Raw genomic sequence first — 18,625 nt, forward strand, 5'->3', positions numbered from 1 at the left:
TACGGATTTACGCTCTGTCTGTCTAGTGCTTTTTGAAAAAAAAAGTTTGTTTGACGATAGTTTGTGCATTTCGTCGATAAATGGAGCGCTTTTACACACTAAACGCTCCGTCAGTATAATAATTAAACAACCAAGATGCTAGATAAAAGCATGAATAAATTATTTAATCAGCTCCGTCTAACAAAAAAAGACGCTATTACGACTACAATTTATTGGAATAATAATACCCGACGAATTTTAGCAGCTTAAATTGGCGCTTAATTCGGCTTGGTTGTGATAACAAACGATATAACCATTCTAAGCCAAGGTTCTGCCATGCTTTCGGTGCTCTTTTAACATGGCCTGTAAAGACGTCATAAGTTCCGCCAACGCCCATATATAAAGCATCAGGATAAATTTCACGACACGCACGAATAAATAGCTCTTGCTTCGGTGATCCCATGGCAATAGTCACTATCTTCGCACCAGAGGCCTTTATACGCTCAAATAACGCCTCTCTATCTTGTGGTGTGAAGTAACCGTTCTGACTCCCCACAATATTTACGTTCCACTGTGCTTTAAGCTTATTTTCGGTTTGAGAAAGAATTTCAGGTTTACCACCAACAAGAAAGACTGGCGTTCCCTCTTTACCCGCCCTTTCCATTAATGCTTCCCATAAATCTGCACCTGCAATACGAGAAACATTTGCATCAGGATACTTGCGACGAATACCTCGCACGACACTGATACCGTCGGCATAAAGATAATCCGCTTCATTGAGTAGCTCATTGAGTGCAAAGTCTGTTTCTGCTGTGAGAATTTTTTCTGCATTAATGGCAATCAAAGAGCCGCTTTTTATTTGTGCTCCTTCATAGAGATAATCCAGAAAATGAGCCATATCGCGAAATCCCCAGATATTATGTCCGCGGATTGAATACTTCGGAATTGAATTGGATCCCATTACTTTTCCTTTTTCTCTAAACAACGAAGTTCACTTTGTATTTGGCGGGTTACGTAATTACGCACTAATCCCGCACTTTCAAATAGCCAATAAAGCAGTTTGGCGGCCACCAAACATAAACCAAAAATTAAACAGAAAAACACAACGCGAGAAACGAAAGAATCAACACCTTCCCGCGCCAAAACAATCATATTAAAAATAGCCCCAAAGCAGAACGCTTGCAAAATAGCCGATTTATAACGATTGCTTTCATTGAGCCCTTGCTGATATAGCCAATCAAACCACTTAATAATCAGTCCTACAACAATTGCACCTAATGGGATAAAGGCAATGCCTCCCATTACAACTAATGAGCCAATTAAGGTCGGTGAAATGGCGAGCCCTGCATGGTAATTAAGTACTTCCCATGTAAAGTAATTTGCCGAGTTCAGCACAACGTCAGGGCGTTCTGGCCATACCCAAGAAGGAATAAAGACATAGAAATCACGAATGATTGGTGCAAGCCCTTGAAACTCAATCTTGTCATAATTATTCAGTAACAAAGCTAGATTTTCCCAAGGAGAGAACGTATCGCGAGTGAGATACAAGAACGTATAGAATGCCTCGGCACCACTGACATCAAGCCCATAACGTTTTAATGCCAGCCAAAACATGCCAACAATACTCATCACTCCTGCTGCAACCAGCATCCACAAGGTTATCCAGCCGCGAACAATACCGATAAACAAAAACAGCGCGAAAGCGATGATGATATTAGCGCGGGTTCCTCCCACGATAATGTAAGTTAAGATCCCAAAACCCACCGTTGCACAAAGGAAGAAAATCCAGCGCTGTTGAGTCGGTTTTAAGAAATAGACCACCAGCATGGCGGGAATAAAGAAATAGAAAAAGCGCTTAAGCGCCACACCCGATACTTGGCTTGAAAAAATTTGGCTATATGTTTTGAGCTTAAAAAGTAAAAAACCATTTTGTAGGAAGAAAATACCCACAGTTACAAAGGCAATTAATGCTAATAAAATCCAAGTGAGGTTGGTTTCTACTCTATTCATCGTAAATAACGGCCTAGAAGGGCCGTCAACCGATTTTCTCAGTCTTACCTTATAAGTTACATAATAAATGGCATAGAAGCTGGTAGAGGCTAATAGCGCGTATAATAATGAGTCAACGGGTACAACTGCGACATCAAATTGGAATACCAACATACAAGTTAGTGGAAAGCCAAAATAGAAAGTCAGCAGATAGAGCATTGAGAAAAAAACATTAAAATTAAAACGAACTCGACGAAACTCTTGATAAGTCAGTAATAAAATAAAACTTAAAGAGATAAAATAAACAAGTGTTAAGCCACCCAGTTCCGCCAATGTCATTGCGGCTCTCCTGTACTCATCTCAATTAACGCTTTCCAACCGTCCGTAAAATTAGGCGCAAAGAAGGCAATATTTTGGCGATCAAGTATCAACAATTGACGTTTAGCCTCTTCAATTAGCGCAACATCTAATTTATCACCTGAGAAAAAGACGGGAACATTCTGTTCTGTTAAATCTTGCCAAAACGGGTTTTGACGGCTAATAACAAAAGGGATCGCAAATTGAATAAGCAGACAAAGGGTGCCAATACCTTGTTGTCGATGAAAAATAAAATAACCTAAATCACATGTTTTCAATAACGCTAGATAATCATCAAATACCAATTTATCACGTAATATTTCAACCTGATTATAGGGAAGCAACTGGCTAGCGGCTTGAGCGACTTCATCAATATAAACGTGATTATTTTCAGGATATCCCATTGGAATAATCACTTTTGCACGTGTTCCATATTGCTCTGCAATTGCCTGTAACGCTTCAATGTGGCGATTCGAGCTATCCCCTGAATTACCCACAATAATGGTAAGTTGTTTTTCATCAATAGGCGCTTTTTCTGTCACCGTAAGCGCAGGATCCATTCTTGTTGGGAAATAGAGTAAATTGGCAGGAATATTAACGTTAAATTGCGCGAAGTAGTTAAGATCACCTCGTGTACCAAATACTCGCCCCACGCGTTTTTGAGCAAGTTTACGAAGAAGATAGAAAAGTCTAAATTTTAGCTGTTTAGAATCCTGATACAAATCAGCACCCCAAATATGCCACCAAAATTGATGACGTTTAATTTTACCTGTTAATAATGCCAACCAAATAGGTGCATTAAACTGGCCTAAAAAAAGGAATCGTTGGTGAGTATCGGCTTTTGCCAATGTGACCACTCTCTGTGCAACCTGCTTTTTATCGACTAAACACTCAATATCTAAAGCTGGGTAGCTTTCTTGCAGTGAAGTATTTTTACTGGCAACGATAAAACGAGGTTTATACATTAACCCCGCCTCAGTCACGAGGTGGTCGTTAAAAAAACGTAACATTGTGTTGTTATGATGCACAATGTCTGAACCTAGTACGTAAATCAAAGTTGTCATTTGCGCCTGCAATAAATCACGAAAACGGAACTACAGAGAAGGAAGTAAATAATGTACGTTGCCATATAGGCTTGAGCGGCACCTAGTGCGCCATGTTCAGGAATAAGCCAACGCGAAAATAGCGTTAATAAGGCAAATTGACTGACTTCTGTAAGGATATAAAAACGCAGTGCCGCTTTTGCAATGATGAGATAACCAAAGACATAAGCGCCTACCTTTAAAACATCACCGACAAGTTGCCATGCGAATAAATCACGCATAGCGACAAATTTATCTGAAAACAGTAACCAAATCGCGAAATCACGTAATAACCACACCATAAAACTCGCAACCGCTACCACGGGTAATACAAACTTCAGTGACTTAACAATCTCTTTGGTAATATCACTCTTTTGCGTTAATCGGGAGAGTGTTGGCAGTAAATAAACTGAGAACGATGCGGTAATAAACTGCAAATAAGCATCTGAAATACTGGTCACCCCTTGCCAAATCCCTACGTCTTCCCAACTATAGTGCTCAGCAAGTAAATTACGCATCATGATATAAGCGACGGGTAATGTAATCGAGGTCAGTATTGCCATAATGGTAAACTTACCAAGATGACTTGCTATCGCTTTATCCCAATGAGGTTTAAGTTCACTGAAAGCGAAGCGTTTACGCTTGACTACTAAAAATGTAGCAGGAAATAAAATAAGTGCTGGAACTAATGCTAATCCAATCAATGCACCGTGATAACCCGCAAACAAATAGCACAAATAATAAGCAACAACACCAATAATGCTACCTGCAATCACAGATAAGGCATTACCTGCTGCGTCACGATAACCTTTTAATATGGCAAGAAAATAGTTGCTATATGCTATCCCCATTTGAATAAAAGCAACGGCTCTTACAATATCCTGATATTGATGATAATTATCACCAAATAACACTTGGCTAATGGGGGCAGAAAAAAGAAGAAATAAAATAGCCAATAGTGTGGAAAATAGCAAAATCATGGATGATGAAGTACCCAACACTTTTTTACGTTGAATATCATCATCTTGATATTGTGCGATTAATTTCGTCACACCATTAAAAATGCCCGCACCAGACAAGACGCCGAGTACGGTAATTAATTGACGAAAGTTACCCGCTAACCCGACTCCTGTTGGACCAAAAGAGACTGCAAGTAACTTAACGACAAGCAGACCAGCCCCGATTTTTATCAGGGTTGATCCCGCTGTCCAAATTGATGCTTTGGCTAATGACATAATTAAGCAAAGAAATCGCGAATATGGCCAATAACAGTCTGCTGCTCTTCTTCTGTCATATTGTAGAACATAGGTAAACGCACTAAACGCTCACTTTCTTGTGTAGTGAAAATATCTTCACCATCAAAACGACCAAATTTCATACCTGCTGGACTGGTATGTAGTGACACATAGTGGAATACCGTTAAAACACCATGCGCTTTCATATAGTCATTAAACGCACTACGTTGCTCAATATCTTTCAGTTTGATATAGAACATATGCGCATTGTGTTCTAACCCTTCAGGAACGATTGGAAGCGCCAATAAGCCTTTTTCCGCTAATGGCGTTAATGCATCATAGTAAATCTGCCAAAATGCTAAACGACGCTCATTAATTTTTTCGGCTTCTTCAAGTTGAGCCCACAGGTAGGCTGCTTGTAAATCTGACATTAAGTAGCTAGAACCAATATCACGCCAAGTATATTTATCTACCTGGCCACGGAAAAATTGACTACGGTTAGTGCCTTTTTCACGAATAACTTCTGCGCGATTGATTAAATCAGGATCGTTAATTAACGTTGCCCCACCCTCACCGCCTGATGAGTAATTTTTAGTTTCATGGAAACTATAACAACCAATATGACCAATCGTACCAAGAGCCTTACCCTTGTAAGTTGACATAACACCTTGTGCCGCATCTTCAATCACGAACAGGTTATGTCTTTTCGCAATCGCCATAATGGTATCCATTTCACAGGCAACACCTGCATAATGAACAGGCACGATAGCACGAGTTTTTTCTGTAATCGCCGCTTCAATTTTTGTTTCATCGATATTCATGGTATCTGGACGGATATCAACAAAAACAATCGTTGCTCCACGTAATACAAACGCATTAGAGGTCGAAACAAAGGTAAAACTCGGCATAATGACTTCATCGCCTGGCTTGATATCTAATAAGATAGCAGCCATTTCAAGCGATGCAGTACAAGATGGCGTTAACAGCGTTTTATGACAATGAAATTGTTCTTCTAACCACTTTTCACATTTTTTTGTGAAATTGCCATCGCCACAGAGCTTGCCACTTTCCATGGCCTGTTTCATATATTCTAATTCGGTGCCGACAACGGGTGGTTTATTAAACGGAATCATATTATCCCCTGTATAACCAATAAGTGGTGCTCTCTATTAAGCCCCCACTGTGTGTGTATAAACGCGAAGCTGCAATATTGCTGATTTGTGTTGCAACATATAGGGTTGAAATACCTTGCTGTTGACACCAAAACTTCGCGGCCGACATCAGTTGTTTACCAATGCCTTGTCCTGTTCTATTGGGCATTACCGCAAGTAATCCCACTCTTGCTTCACTTTCAGATAGACGACGTAAAGTGACAAAACCACTCATGTTATTGTCAATATCATAAGTCAGTAAGCAGATATCATCGAACGTGCCTAGTACGGCTTTTTTAACCCATAATGCATAAAAACGACTGCTATCACCTTCTTGATACCAAGGTGTTCTAAAACGGCTTTGTACAAAAGCTTCTGAGGCTGTTGCCATCAATAAATCGATATCATCTTCATTGGCTTTTCTAAAACAGCATTCAGGCGCATTCTTACAAGCATTTTCTATGCCAATTGAAAGTTTAAAATCAATTTCACCTTCCGCAAATTGAAAACCTAATTGGCTGAGTTTATCGATGAGAGAAAGCTCATGAGATGCGATTTTAGCTTGAACCACAGCAAAAGCATCAAGCTGTTCGCCTGTTAACACGGGCGCTTGTATATCAAACTCAAGGCGCCCTGTTTTGAGGGAGAAAAATTCACTTTCCCACTCAAGATAATTAATATTGGCGAGGACGGACATGTAATAAATCCAATAGATAACGACCATAACCCGTTTTAGACAGCGATTTTGCACTTTCTCTTACTTGGTCATCATTGAGCCATCCATTGCGCCAAGCAATCTCTTCAAGACACGCCACTTTAAATCCTTGGCGCTTTTCAACGGTTTGAACGAAAGTACTGGCCTCAATTAAACTGTCGTGAGTGCCGGTATCTAACCATGCAAAACCACGCCCTAACAGTTCAACATTAAGCTCACCACACTCAAGATACATCTGATTAATCGACGTAATTTCTAGTTCGCCACGAATAGAGGGTTTTACTTTTTTAGCAAAATCCACCACACGGTTATCGTAGAAATAAAGCCCTGTTACAGCCCAATTAGATTTAGGTTGTTCTGGTTTTTCTTCAATCGACAGTACTTTGAAATCATCATCAAATTCAACAACACCAAATCGTTCAGGATCCATGACTTGATAACCAAAAACTGTTGCTCCCCGTTCACGTTGAGCAACTTGTTTTAGTTTTGGACTAAACCCTTGACCAAAATAGATATTATCGCCTAACACTAAACAGCAATGATCATCGCCAATAAATTCTTCACCTAAAATAAACGCTTGAGCTAAGCCATCTGGCGATGGCTGTATTTTATATTGAAGATGAACACCAAATGCAGAGCCATCCCCCAATAAGCGCTGAAATGAAGTCATATCATCGGGTGTTGTGATGATCAAAATATCCCGAATACCGGCAAGCATTAGAACTGAAAGCGGATAATAGATCATGGGCTTATCATAGATAGGCAATAACTGCTTCGATACCCCTTTGGTTATCGGATGCAGTCGTGTACCAGAGCCACCCGCTAGAATAATACCTTTCATCATTTATCCTTTTACTTAATCAGTTTCCAAGCCCTAGACGTTCGCCTGCATAAGAGCCATCTAACACACGTTTCCACCATGTTTCGTTATTTAAGTACCACAAAACTGTTTTACGAATGCCTGATTCAAATGTCTCTGCGGGTTTCCAGCCTAATTCAGCTTCAATTTTTGCCGCATCAATCGCATAGCGCAGGTCATGACCGGGTCTGTCTTTCACATAAGTGATGAGATCGACATATTGAGCAACACCTTCTGGTTTTGCTGGATATAACTCTTCTAATAGTGCACAAATCGTTTTAACAACATCAATATTACGGCGCTCATTATGACCACCAATATTGTAGGTTTTACCCGGTGTTGCTGTTGTTGCGACTAAATAGAGGGCGCGAGCATGATCTTCAACATAGAGCCAATCACGGATCTGCTCACCTTTACCATAAACAGGTAATGGTTTTCCTGAAATCGCATTTAGAATAATTAATGGGATTAATTTTTCAGGGAAATGATAAGGGCCATAGTTATTTGAGCAGTTCGTGATCACGGTGGGTAAACCGTAGGTGCGTAGCCAAGCTCGAACTAAATGGTCACTTGAAGCTTTCGACGCTGAATATGGGCTACTTGGTGCATAAGGTGTAGTTTCAGTAAAGAAGTCATCTGTACCTTCTAAATCGCCATACACTTCATCTGTTGAGATATGGTGGAATCGGAACGCTGTTTTCTTCCCTTCAGGCAGTGCTTGCCAAAAGCGGCGAGCCGCTTCCAATAAGGTGTAAGTCCCCACAATATTGGTTTCAATAAACGCAGCCGGACCATCGATAGAGCGGTCAACATGGCTTTCGGCCGCTAAGTGCATCACAACATCTGGCTGATATTGAGCAAATAAGCGATCAAGCTCAGCGCTATCACAGATATCGACTTGCTCAAAGGCATAGCGTTCACTGTCAGCAACAGTTGCTAATGACTCTAAATTACCAGCATAAGTCAGCTTATCCACCACAACAACGCTGTCATTGGTATTTTCAATAATATGTCGAACAACAGCAGAGCCGATAAAACCGGCTCCACCTGTCACTAGAATGCGTTTCAACGCCATACTCCTTTAGTATCCACAATCCATTTTTGAGTCACTTTACTACCCGGGATCGCTTTAAATTGTTGGTGATCAACAAGCATTAAGACAATATCAGCATCTTTTAATGCTTGTTCTGTTGATACTAACTCTGTGATCCCTTTCAGTTTTGTTGGTAGCTCATGAATATTTGGCTCAACGGCTAATGTCGTACCACTGTGCCAATCTGCGATTTGTTTAGTGATATTCATCGCTGGGCTTTCACGTAAATCATCAATGTTAGGTTTAAAAGCTAAACCAAAGCAGGCAATCTTAATTTCGTTTGCACGTTTACCAGTTTCAGTCAGGCAATCTGCAACTGCAGCTTTAACTTGATCGATAACCCACACAGGTTTGCCATCATTGACTAAACGCGCAGTGTGAATTAAACGGGATTGTTTTGGATTTTGTGACACGATAAACCAAGGGTCAACTGCGATACAGTGTCCACCAACGCCTGGGCCTGGTTGTAAAATATTGACGCGAGGATGGCGGTTCGCCAAGCTAATTAGTTCCCACACATTAATATCTTGCTCAGCGCAGATCAGCGATAATTCGTTAGCGAATGCAATATTCACATCACGGAAGCTGTTTTCCGTTAGCTTACACATTTCTGCGGTACGCGCATTGGTGATAACACATTCACCCTCAAGGAAAATTTTGTATAACTCACTCGCACGCTCGGAGGATTTACGGTTCATTCCACCAACAACTCGGTCATTGCGAATAAGCTCAATCATAACTTGGCCTGGTAATACACGCTCAGGACAATAAGCAATATCAATATCTGCTTCTTCACCGTCTTGATGAGGAAACGTTAAATCTGGACGAGCTTCAGCTAACCACTGTGCCATTTGTTCAGTAGAACCAACAGGTGACGTCGATTCTAGAATAATAAGATCACCTTTTTTCAGTACAGGTGCGATAGAACGAGCCGCCGATTCAACATAAGCCAAATCAGGCTCATGTTCACCTTTAAACGGTGTTGGTACTGCAATAAGGAAAGCATCTGCTGGCTGTGGCGTGGTATAGGCTTTTAAATGGCCTTCTTCAACCGCTTGTTTAACGACTTTATCGAGATCAGGCTCAACAATGTGAATTTGACCTTTATTAATTGTATCAACAGCATGCTGATTAACATCAACACCAATGACGCTTTTTTTACGAGAGGCAAAAGCTGCCGCTGTAGGTAAACCAATGTAGCCGAGGCCGATAACAGAAATAGTTTCAAAACTCATAATGTCACCTGATTTTTTTTCAATGCTTCAAGAATACGTTGGCAGGCATGTCCATCACCATAAGGGTTTGTCGCCTTACTCATTTGGTGATACGCGTTTTCGTCTGTCAATAAAGAGGTTACTTCGCTAACAATACGTTTAGTATCTGTTCCCACTAAACGAACAGAGCCTGCTTCAACAGCTTCTGGGCGCTCTGTCGTGTCTCTCATTACCAGAACTGGCTTACCTAATGAAGGAGCTTCTTCTTGAATTCCACCAGAGTCGGTCAGAATAAGGTAAGCATGGTTCATTAGATAAACAAATGGGAGATAATCTTGTGGCTGTATTAGTTTAATGTTGTCAATACCGTGAAGAATACGTTGAACAGGCTCACTCACATTTGGATTTAAGTGAACAGGATAAACAACTTCAACATCAGGGTGTGCTAATGCAATTTCAGCTAAAGCTTGGCAAATCCGTTCAAAACCACCACCAAAGCTTTCTCGACGATGTCCTGTTACCAAGATCATTTTCTTGTCAGGCTGAATAAATGGATAGTGTACAGCAAGCTCATTTAAGAGTGTTTGATTGCCCATCACTCTGTCACTTACCCAAAATAACGCATCTATTACCGTATTTCCCGTGACAAAAATCTTTTTATCCGCAACCGCTTCACGTACCAAATTTAATTTTGCAGTTTCTGTTGGTGCGAAATGATACATTGCAAGATGTCCTGCAATGGTGCGGTTTGCCTCTTCAGGCCAAGGAGAGTAAAGATTGCCAGTACGTAATCCAGCTTCCACATGACCAACTGGAATTCGTTGATAAAATGCGGCTAAGCTTGCTGCCATGGTCGTTGTTGTATCACCATGTACTAAAACAACATCAGGTTGAAATGACGCTAATACTGGTTTTAGCCCTTCTAAAATACGACAGGTAATATCCGTTAAATCTTGTCCTGGTTTCATAATATTGAGATCGTAATCTGGTTTGATCTCAAAAAGATTTAATACCTGATCAAGCATTTCTCGATGTTGGGCCGTAACACATACCTTCGCTTCAAACGAATCATCATTTGCTAAAGCGTGCACTAAAGGTGCCATTTTTATCGCTTCAGGGCGTGTGCCAAAAACAGTCAACACTTTCACAGTGGCTCTCTTTTTTTCATTGTTATATTGCTTATTTTTGGGAAAGCAATATGCCCTTATTCTCAAAACATCAGGTGCCGAAACACCTGATGTCTCGTTATTGTCATCAATGACAAAATTTAATTATTATTATTTTTTAATGAACTGCGTCTTACTAATGCAACACCTGCACCCACTAAAACGCCAATAGCGCCCCAAAGTACCATCATAAAGGCACGACGAGGGCTATCTCGTTTTACAGGATCTTCAGGGGTACGTAGAAAACGGTAAGTTTGGAAGTTGTCTTGTAATTTTGCGCCCACAGTAAGGGTCGCTAACATTGCCGTATTTTGATCATAATCACTATCAAAATCAGCACCTGTTGCGATTAAAGTTTCTAGCTGTGATTGCAACAGAGGAACACCTAACAGAAACAATTTAGAATCCGGTAATTCATCAATCGCAATCGAGGTCTGTTTTTGAGAAATACCTTGTTTCTCAGCCACTTTAATTGATTGCTCTAATAAGTTAATTTGGCGTTGATACGCAGATTGAGCCGCCATTTCTTGACGTTTAACTAGCGCTTTCATTGATTGAGTTCGAGTTGACCAAGCTGTTATCACTTCATCATTAAGATGGGTAGACGCTCTCTTATTAGCAAAAGCAATATACTCATTTAATAATTGGCTCGCTTCTTTTGATGTTTCTGCGATAAGTTTCAGTTGATCATTAACTAATTTTTTCTCATCGGCAGGCGTAAATTGAATATTGTTAATTAATTCATCCAATAATGCAGCATTAGCCTGTTCATCACTCTCTTTGCGCTGTTTAAAATAATCCGTTTGCAGCCAAAACTCACGACGTGTATCAAACGCAGCAACCTGAGTAATAAATTCTTGATAAGCTTCATCTGAAATAGTTAAAGCAGATGTTTGTGCGGCTGGATTAATTTGCGTATCAAGATTGCGCAAGAATTGAGATTGCGAATAATAACTACCTAAGTTATTAATCGTTGGTTTCTCTGTCATTGCGATCGCACTCCATTTAGGCTGCATCAAATAAGATGCACCCAGTGCAATCACGGCAAAAAGCAGAGCGAACCCTATAATCCAGCTTTTTCCTGACCAAAGTGCACAAAAAAGACCTCGAATATCGAGTTCATTATCTGGCTGATCACCCTGTCGGGAGGCGTTATTTTCCGAGTTCATCACGTTAAAAAACCTCTGCTTATATTAATGCTGTTGTGTTGCTCTACGTAAGCGACGCTTATGTCGTTTAATAAAACGAGCGACTCGCCACGCGCGTTTAATGCAATAACCATACATAACAAATGCAAGCAAGAATAATGCCAACATAAACCATTCAGGGACAAATGATAGGTTCTGACCGATAATACCAATCGCGGCTAATAACGCGGCTGACAGTGTAATCAGAATGAAAGCTTGGCGGGAGGTAAAACCTGCACGCATAATCAAATGGTGAATATGTTGACGGTCTGGAGAGAAAGGACTCATTCCTTTACGTAAACGACGATACATAATTGCTACCATATCCATAAGAGGTATAGCAATTATCCATAATACAGTGACAGCTTTAACTGGGCGAGGCTGGGTTTGTGTTGATGCGACCAATAACCAAATAATAGTAAAGCCAATCAGTGTACTTCCTGCATCACCCATAAAGACTTTGAATTTTTTACCGCAGACACCTAAGTTTAAAAAGATATAAGGTAAAATTGCCGCGATAAATGAGAAGCACCAGAATGCAAGAGCGGAATTGCCACCTTGATATAATAAAATACCAAGTGCACCAAAAGAGACACAAGAAAGACCGCCTAATAACCCATCAATACCATCAACCATATTAAAGGCATTGATTGCTGCCCAAACCGCGAAAAGTGTAACAATATAACCAAAAGGCCCTAAATGCATTTCCCAAGGACCAAAAGCATGACCTAGCGTGTCGAGTTTTAAACCCGCGCCCACCATCATCACGATCCCAACAAAAGCCTGAATTGTTGCTCTAATTTTGACACTAATATCGAAGCGATCATCTAATGCGCCGATAAAAACAAGAAGTCCCGCACATGCCAGATACAATTCCTTATGAGGAATATAGATATCTGAAATATAAAATGCGAAAACAATACCAAAATAGACTGATATTCCGCCAACGAGGGGGATCAATCCATGATGTTTTTTACGATAATTCGGTTTATCCACGAGTCCTATTTTTTTTGCAATTTTACGAGCCAAGAATAAAAATGCGAAAGAAAATAAGAACACATAAAAAACGCTTGTGCTCATTTTTAGTATATCCACAGTACTGTTCTCTATAATAAATATAGCTGGTTATTTTACCCTTCCATGTGTTTTTATTCTTTTTTCCAGCCTCACCACGACGAGTTTATTCGAAACCCACCACCCTTCATCAATTATAAGTTTTCCTTAACTATTTTCATTGATGCCATCGCTATTTTTATCAATTACTAAAACATGCAATATATATACCAATATCTCACTAAAATATTGCAATCTAAATTTGGATTACATCCATAAAAAACAAAAAACGCCACAACTATTGTGGCGTTTTCATCATATCGTCATTCTTACAAAGTAAACGAGCTTAACAGCATATAAATTGAGGTGATATTACTTATTCTATAATAGAGCACACTATTTTAATTCTATTCTCAGCTCAATCACTTTGTTAATACATTTTATGAACGTTTCATAAAGTCGAAGAATTCTTCATTGGTCTTAGTCATTGCTAACTTATTAATGAGGAATTCCATTGCGTCAATTTCACCCATTGGATGAATAATTTTACGCAGGATCCACATTTTTTGTAGCTCATCTTGAGACGTCAGTAACTCTTCTTTACGTGTACCAGAACGATTATAATCAATCGCTGGGAAAACTCGTTTTTCAGCAATCTTACGAGACAGGTGTAATTCCATATTACCTGTCCCCTTAAATTCTTCGTAGATAACTTCATCCATCTTAGAACCCGTATCGACTAATGCTGTTGCAATGATAGTCAAACTACCACCTTCTTCAACATTACGAGCAGCACCGAAGAAACGTTTAGGACGATGTAATGCGTTTGCATCCACACCACCTGTTAACACTTTACCTGATGAAGGAACAACCGTGTTATAAGCACGCGCTAAACGTGTGATGGAGTCTAACAGGATGATAACGTCTTTTTTATGCTCAACTAAGCGCTTCGCTTTTTCAATCACCATTTCTGCAACTTGTACGTGGCGAGAAGCGGGCTCATCAAAAGTTGAGGCAATAACTTCACCTTTAACTAAGCGTTGCATTTCTGTCACTTCTTCTGGACGTTCATCAATCAGAAGTACCATTAATACGCAATCAGGGTAGTTATGAGCAATATTGGCTGCAATGTTTTGCAGCAACATGGTTTTACCTGCTTTTGGTGGGGCAACGATAAGACCACGTTGACCACGGCCAATTGGTGCCGCTAAGTCAAGAACACGCGCAGTTAAGTCTTCTGTTGAACCATTACCACGCTCCATGCGTAAACGATTATTAGCATGTAGAGGTGTTAAGTTTTCAAAGAGGATTTTACTACGGGCATTTTCTGGTTTATCAAAGTTAACTTCATTAACTTTTAGGAGGGCAAAATAACGTTCACCTTCTTTAGGAGGACGAATTTTCCCTGCGATGGTGTCACCAGTGCGAAGGTTAAAACGGCGAATTTGACTTGGAGAAACGTAGATATCATCGGGACCAGCAAGGTAGGAACTGTCTGCGGAACGCAGGAAGCCGAAGCCATCCTGCAATATTTCCAGCACACCGTCACCGAAAATATCTTCTCCACTTTTCGCGTGTTGCTTCAAGATAGAGAAAATAATGTCTTGCTTTCTCATTCGAGCCAGATTCTCTAGCCCCATATTTTCGCCAAGTGCTATCAGTTCTGATACCGGCGTATTTTTTAATTCGGTAAGATTCATAATGGTGGGTTCTTAATAACTCGGGGTAACTCTCGAACTATGAACGTGAATAGTATAACAGCGAATCGCTGTCAGTTTCGTCATGTGTAAAATTACAGATTATAACTTTCTAACATAAGGGTATAACTAAAATGATAATGTTAGAGAGTGTTAATACTATTAGACCAGTCTGCTTTATCCCAGAGAAGTGACATTCATTTTCGCGATAGATGAGTGTACTTTCAACTTATGGATTAGGAACATACTTTGGAAAATTTATATCCCTTGAATACTATAGATTATTCTAAGGCAACTTGACTGGTTAGATGAATTCAGATTACTTATATTAAATATCATATTAGATTAAATATCATATCATGTTATTCAATTCTATTACTTTGCACGCTTGATATTCAATATCTCAGACTTATTTAATCATGTCTAATCATATTGACAAGTAGATTCGATATATTATGTAAGTAAGTGGCGCTAACTTATCATGCTTCGAAGCGGACGTCTAGCGGTCAATAACAGAAATACTGACAAGATCTAAACGTCCTGCTTTATTTTTGATATCTAAATCAAATTAGATATTTTCGTCTAAAAACTCTTTCAGTTGAGTTTTTGACAATGCGCCTACTTTTGTCGCAGCAACTGCACCGTTTTTGAATAAAATGAGTGTAGGAATACCGCGAATACCGTATTTTGGTGCTGTCAGCGGATTTTGATCGATGTTTAACTTCGCAACTGTTAATTTACCAGCGTATTCTGTTGCAACTTCATCTAGAATAGGAGCAATCATTTTACATGGGCCACACCATTCAGCCCAGAAATCAACAAGCACAGGGCCGGTTGCATTTAATACATCAGCATCGAATTTGCTGTCAGATAAGTGAAGGATTTTATCGCTCATTGTTCTACTCCAAAGAATAATATTGACCGTACCAGTGTAACATTAAATAACAAAAGTCTGTCTGCATTTCAGCGGATAAACTTTTGTAATGCAACCTATAACTGATATTCTATTACATTATGAGCAAAACATATTTGACAGAAAAGAAGTTTTCCGACTTCGCCTTGCATCCAAAAGTGATAGAAGCCCTTGAAAAAAAAGGGTTCTCTAATTGTACACAAATTCAGGCATTGACGTTACCTATCACTGTGAAAGGTCAAGACATTGCCGGGCAAGCCCAAACAGGAACAGGAAAAACGTTGGCGTTTTTAACCTCAACGTTTCATTATCTTTTAACACACCCTACTAAAGAAGGGCATGAAACCAATCAACCTCGTGCACTTATTATGGCGCCAACACGCGAATTAGCCGTGCAGATTTATTCTGATGCTAAAGAGCTTGCGCAAAGTACAGGAATTAAAATGGGCCTCGCCTACGGTGGCGATGGCTATGACGAACAACTCAAAGTATTAAGTAATGGTGTCGATATTGTTATTGGCACAACAGGTCGTTTAATTGACTACGTTAAGCAAGGACATATTAACCTTAACGCAATCCAAGTTGTGGTACTTGATGAAGCTGACAGAATGTACGATCTCGGCTTTATTAAAGATATTCGTTGGATCTTCCGCCGTATGCCAGTTGCCGCTGAGCGTATGAATATGCTGTTCTCTGCAACGCTTTCTTACCGTGTAAGAGAACTGGCTTTTGAGCAGATGAATAATCCTGAATATGTTGAAGTTGAACCTGAACAAAAAACAGGTTTTAGCATAAAAGAAGAACTCTTTTATCCTTCAAATGAAGAGAAAATGCGTCTTCTTCAAACATTAATTGAAGAAGAATGGCCAGATCGCTGTATTATTTTCGCCAATACAAAACATCGTTGTGACGACATTTGGGCACACCTTGTCGCCGATGGACACCGCGTTGGTTTATTAACCGGTGATGTACCTCAGAAAAAACGTCTACGCATTTTAGAAGATTTTACCCAAGGTAATCTTGATATTCTGGTTGCCACTGACGTTGCCGCTAGAGGTCTTCATATTCCTTCAGTAACTCATGTTTTTAACTATGATTTACCTGATGATTGTGAAGACTATGTTCACCGTATTGGTAGAACAGGACGTGCTGGAAATAGTGGTAACTCAATCAGCCTTGCATGTGAAGAATATGCCCTGAATTTACCTGCAATTGAAACTTATATTCAACACGCTATTCCTGTGAGTAAATATAATAGTGATGCGTTATTAACTGATCTTCCTGAGCCAAAACGCCGTCACCGTCCTCGACAAGGTCAGCCTCGTCGCAATAATGCGTCAGTGCGAAATAATAGAGGAAATAATACTCAACGTAACAACCGAAATAAACGCCCGAGTCATCCATAAATTATGCTGAAATCCTCATCACTTTATGCTGCTATTGATTTAGGTTCTAACAGTTTTCATATGTTAGTCGTTCGAGAAATCGCGGGCTCTATACAAGTCCTTTCCCGCGTGAAACGTAAAGTTCGACTTGCTGCTGGCCTAAATAGTGAAAATGAATTGTCAGAGCAGGCAATGGAACGCGGTTGGCAATGTTTACGACTTTTTTCTGAATATCTACGTGATATTCCAACTGAACAAATCAGAGTCGTCGCAACAGCCACATTACGCATTGCTAAAAATGCAGATATTTTTGTCGCAAAAGCGTCTGAAATATTAGGCAATACTGTTCATGTTATTAGTGGTGAGGAAGAAGCACGCCTTATCTATCGTGGCGTTGCACATACTACAGGTGGTGCAGAGCAACGTTTAGTCGTCGATATTGGTGGTGGCAGCACAGAACTGGTGACAGGTACGGGCGCTAAAACGACGCAATTAATGAGCTTAAGTATGGGCTGTGTCACTTGGTTAGAGCGCTATTTTACTGATCGTTCTTTAACTCAAGAAAATTTTGCTAAAGCACAAGACGCAGCCAAAGCGATACTCGCCCCAGTGGCGGATAAATTAATCGAGCAAGGCTGGCAAGTGTGTGTAGGCGCCTCTGGTACTGTACAAGCGTTGCAAGAGATCATGATTGCTCAAGGTATGGATGAATTAATCACCTTACCTAAGCTTGAGCGGCTCAAACACAAAGCCATTGAGTGTGGAAAACTCGAAGAGCTGGAAATTGAAGGACTTACTTTTGAACGAGCCTTAGTGTTTCCGAGTGGACTTGCTATCTTAATCGCCATATTTGAAACACTGCATATTGACAATATGATCTTAGCAGGTGGTGCATTACGAGAGGGCTTAGTCTATGGAATGTTGCATCTTCCTATTGAGCAAGATATCCGCCAACGTACTCTTCGTAATGTCCAGCGCCGGTTTCAAATTGATATTGAGCAAGCACATCGAGTTCAACAACTGGCAGAACACTTTTTTATCCAAGTCAGTAAGCATTGGCAATTAGATAATCGTTGCCGTGAGTTGCTTAATAGTGCCTGTGCATTACATGAAATTGGCCTAAGTGTCGATTTCCGCCAAGCACCTTCACATGCAAGCTATCTGATCTCTCATCTTGATTTACCAGGATACACTCCGGCCCAACGACGTCTATTAGCTTCTTTGCTAAAAAACCAAACAGGGATCATCGATCTTGCACCTCTTAATCATCAAAATGCCCTACCGATAACTCAAGCCAATCGACTAGTGCGTTTACTGCGATTAGCCATCATTTTTGCTAGTCGTCGCCGAGATGATACGCTCCCAGCATTACGATTACGCACTGTCGATGAAACACTCATTATTACATTGCCATATCAATGGCTTAATGAGCACCCGTTACGAGCTGAAAATCTCCAAGAAGAGATCCAATTACAGAGTTATGTACATTGGTCTTTAATGATTGAAGAACAAAATAGCTCTCGTATAAGCTAACTTTTTACTTATACAAA

At 40.1% G+C, this 18,625-nt stretch carries 16 protein-coding genes; 2 read left to right on the forward strand and 14 right to left on the reverse strand.

The annotated features are described in order from the left end of the window. Window positions 1–202: 202 nt before the first annotated feature. The 14 genes from wecG to trxA all read right to left on the reverse strand — a co-directional run bounded on the left by wecG (window position 203) and on the right by trxA (window position 15,672). On the reverse strand, window positions 203–940 hold the full coding sequence (wecG, locus tag CUB63_RS10025) for a lipopolysaccharide N-acetylmannosaminouronosyltransferase (protein ID WP_072064606.1): 738 nt from the start codon (window positions 938–940) through the stop codon (window positions 203–205). Then, entirely contained in the window at window positions 940–2,307 is a 1,368-nt protein-coding gene (gene wzyE / locus CUB63_RS10030; protein WP_006535820.1) for an ECA oligosaccharide polymerase, read from the reverse strand. Before wzyE ends, wecG begins: the two co-directional genes overlap by 1 nt. After that, window positions 2,304–3,389, reverse strand: coding sequence for a TDP-N-acetylfucosamine:lipid II N-acetylfucosaminyltransferase (locus tag CUB63_RS10035; protein WP_072064608.1), 1,086 nt, complete (start codon window positions 3,387–3,389; stop codon window positions 2,304–2,306). The genes wzyE and CUB63_RS10035 overlap by 4 nt, the downstream gene beginning before the upstream one ends. After that, window positions 3,386–4,642: a lipid III flippase WzxE gene (gene wzxE / locus CUB63_RS10040; RefSeq protein ID WP_109847972.1), complete on the reverse strand. Its 1,257-nt coding sequence runs from the start codon at window positions 4,640–4,642 to the stop codon at window positions 3,386–3,388. The genes CUB63_RS10035 and wzxE overlap by 4 nt, the downstream gene beginning before the upstream one ends. 2 nt (window positions 4,643–4,644) lie before the next feature. Then, window positions 4,645–5,775: a dTDP-4-amino-4,6-dideoxygalactose transaminase gene (gene rffA, locus CUB63_RS10045; RefSeq protein ID WP_072064610.1), complete on the reverse strand. Its 1,131-nt coding sequence runs from the start codon at window positions 5,773–5,775 to the stop codon at window positions 4,645–4,647. Window position 5,776: 1 nt separating this feature from the next. Next, complete coding sequence (rffC, locus tag CUB63_RS10050) at window positions 5,777–6,490, reverse strand: dTDP-4-amino-4,6-dideoxy-D-galactose acyltransferase (protein WP_006535826.1); 714 nt, start codon at window positions 6,488–6,490, stop codon at window positions 5,777–5,779. Further along, entirely contained in the window at window positions 6,468–7,349 is an 882-nt protein-coding gene (rfbA, locus tag CUB63_RS10055) for a glucose-1-phosphate thymidylyltransferase RfbA (protein ID WP_072064612.1), read from the reverse strand. Before rfbA ends, rffC begins: the two co-directional genes overlap by 23 nt. A gap of 19 nt (window positions 7,350–7,368) precedes the next feature. Then, window positions 7,369–8,436 carry a dTDP-glucose 4,6-dehydratase gene (gene rffG / locus CUB63_RS10060; RefSeq protein ID WP_109399716.1) on the reverse strand — a complete coding sequence of 356 codons (1,068 nt, stop codon included), beginning with the start codon at window positions 8,434–8,436 and terminating at the stop codon, window positions 7,369–7,371. After that, window positions 8,433–9,695 (reverse strand): UDP-N-acetyl-D-mannosamine dehydrogenase, encoded by a 1,263-nt coding sequence (wecC, locus tag CUB63_RS10065; protein WP_109399701.1) that lies wholly within the window; start codon window positions 9,693–9,695, stop codon window positions 8,433–8,435. The genes rffG and wecC overlap by 4 nt, the downstream gene beginning before the upstream one ends. Further along, window positions 9,692–10,822 carry a non-hydrolyzing UDP-N-acetylglucosamine 2-epimerase gene (wecB, locus tag CUB63_RS10070; protein ID WP_006535832.1) on the reverse strand — a complete coding sequence of 377 codons (1,131 nt, stop codon included), beginning with the start codon at window positions 10,820–10,822 and terminating at the stop codon, window positions 9,692–9,694. Before wecB ends, wecC begins: the two co-directional genes overlap by 4 nt. A gap of 119 nt (window positions 10,823–10,941) precedes the next feature. After that, entirely contained in the window at window positions 10,942–12,009 is a 1,068-nt protein-coding gene (wzzE, locus tag CUB63_RS10075) for an ECA polysaccharide chain length modulation protein (protein ID WP_109399702.1), read from the reverse strand. Window positions 12,010–12,033: 24 nt separating this feature from the next. After that, a complete protein-coding gene (wecA, locus tag CUB63_RS10080; RefSeq protein WP_109847973.1) occupies window positions 12,034–13,122 on the reverse strand; it encodes a UDP-N-acetylglucosamine--undecaprenyl-phosphate N-acetylglucosaminephosphotransferase in 1,089 nt (362 codons plus the stop codon). A gap of 398 nt (window positions 13,123–13,520) precedes the next feature. Next, on the reverse strand, window positions 13,521–14,780 hold the full coding sequence (gene rho, locus CUB63_RS10085) for a transcription termination factor Rho (RefSeq protein ID WP_023583649.1): 1,260 nt from the start codon (window positions 14,778–14,780) through the stop codon (window positions 13,521–13,523). A 565-nt stretch (window positions 14,781–15,345) separates the two neighbouring features. Further along, entirely contained in the window at window positions 15,346–15,672 is a 327-nt protein-coding gene (gene trxA / locus CUB63_RS10090) for a thioredoxin TrxA (RefSeq protein WP_006535838.1), read from the reverse strand. Between the two features lie 119 nt (window positions 15,673–15,791). Between trxA and rhlB the strand changes: the two genes are divergently transcribed. Beyond that, entirely contained in the window at window positions 15,792–17,096 is a 1,305-nt protein-coding gene (gene rhlB, locus CUB63_RS10095) for an ATP-dependent RNA helicase RhlB (RefSeq protein WP_072064616.1), read from the forward strand. Between the two features lie 3 nt (window positions 17,097–17,099). After that, window positions 17,100–18,608, forward strand: coding sequence for a guanosine-5'-triphosphate,3'-diphosphate diphosphatase (gppA, locus tag CUB63_RS10100; RefSeq protein ID WP_109847974.1), 1,509 nt, complete (start codon window positions 17,100–17,102; stop codon window positions 18,606–18,608). Window positions 18,609–18,625: the final 17 nt, after the last annotated feature.

It is taken from the genome of Proteus penneri (assembly GCF_003144535.1).
Lineage (GTDB): Bacteria > Pseudomonadota > Gammaproteobacteria > Enterobacterales > Enterobacteriaceae > Proteus > Proteus penneri.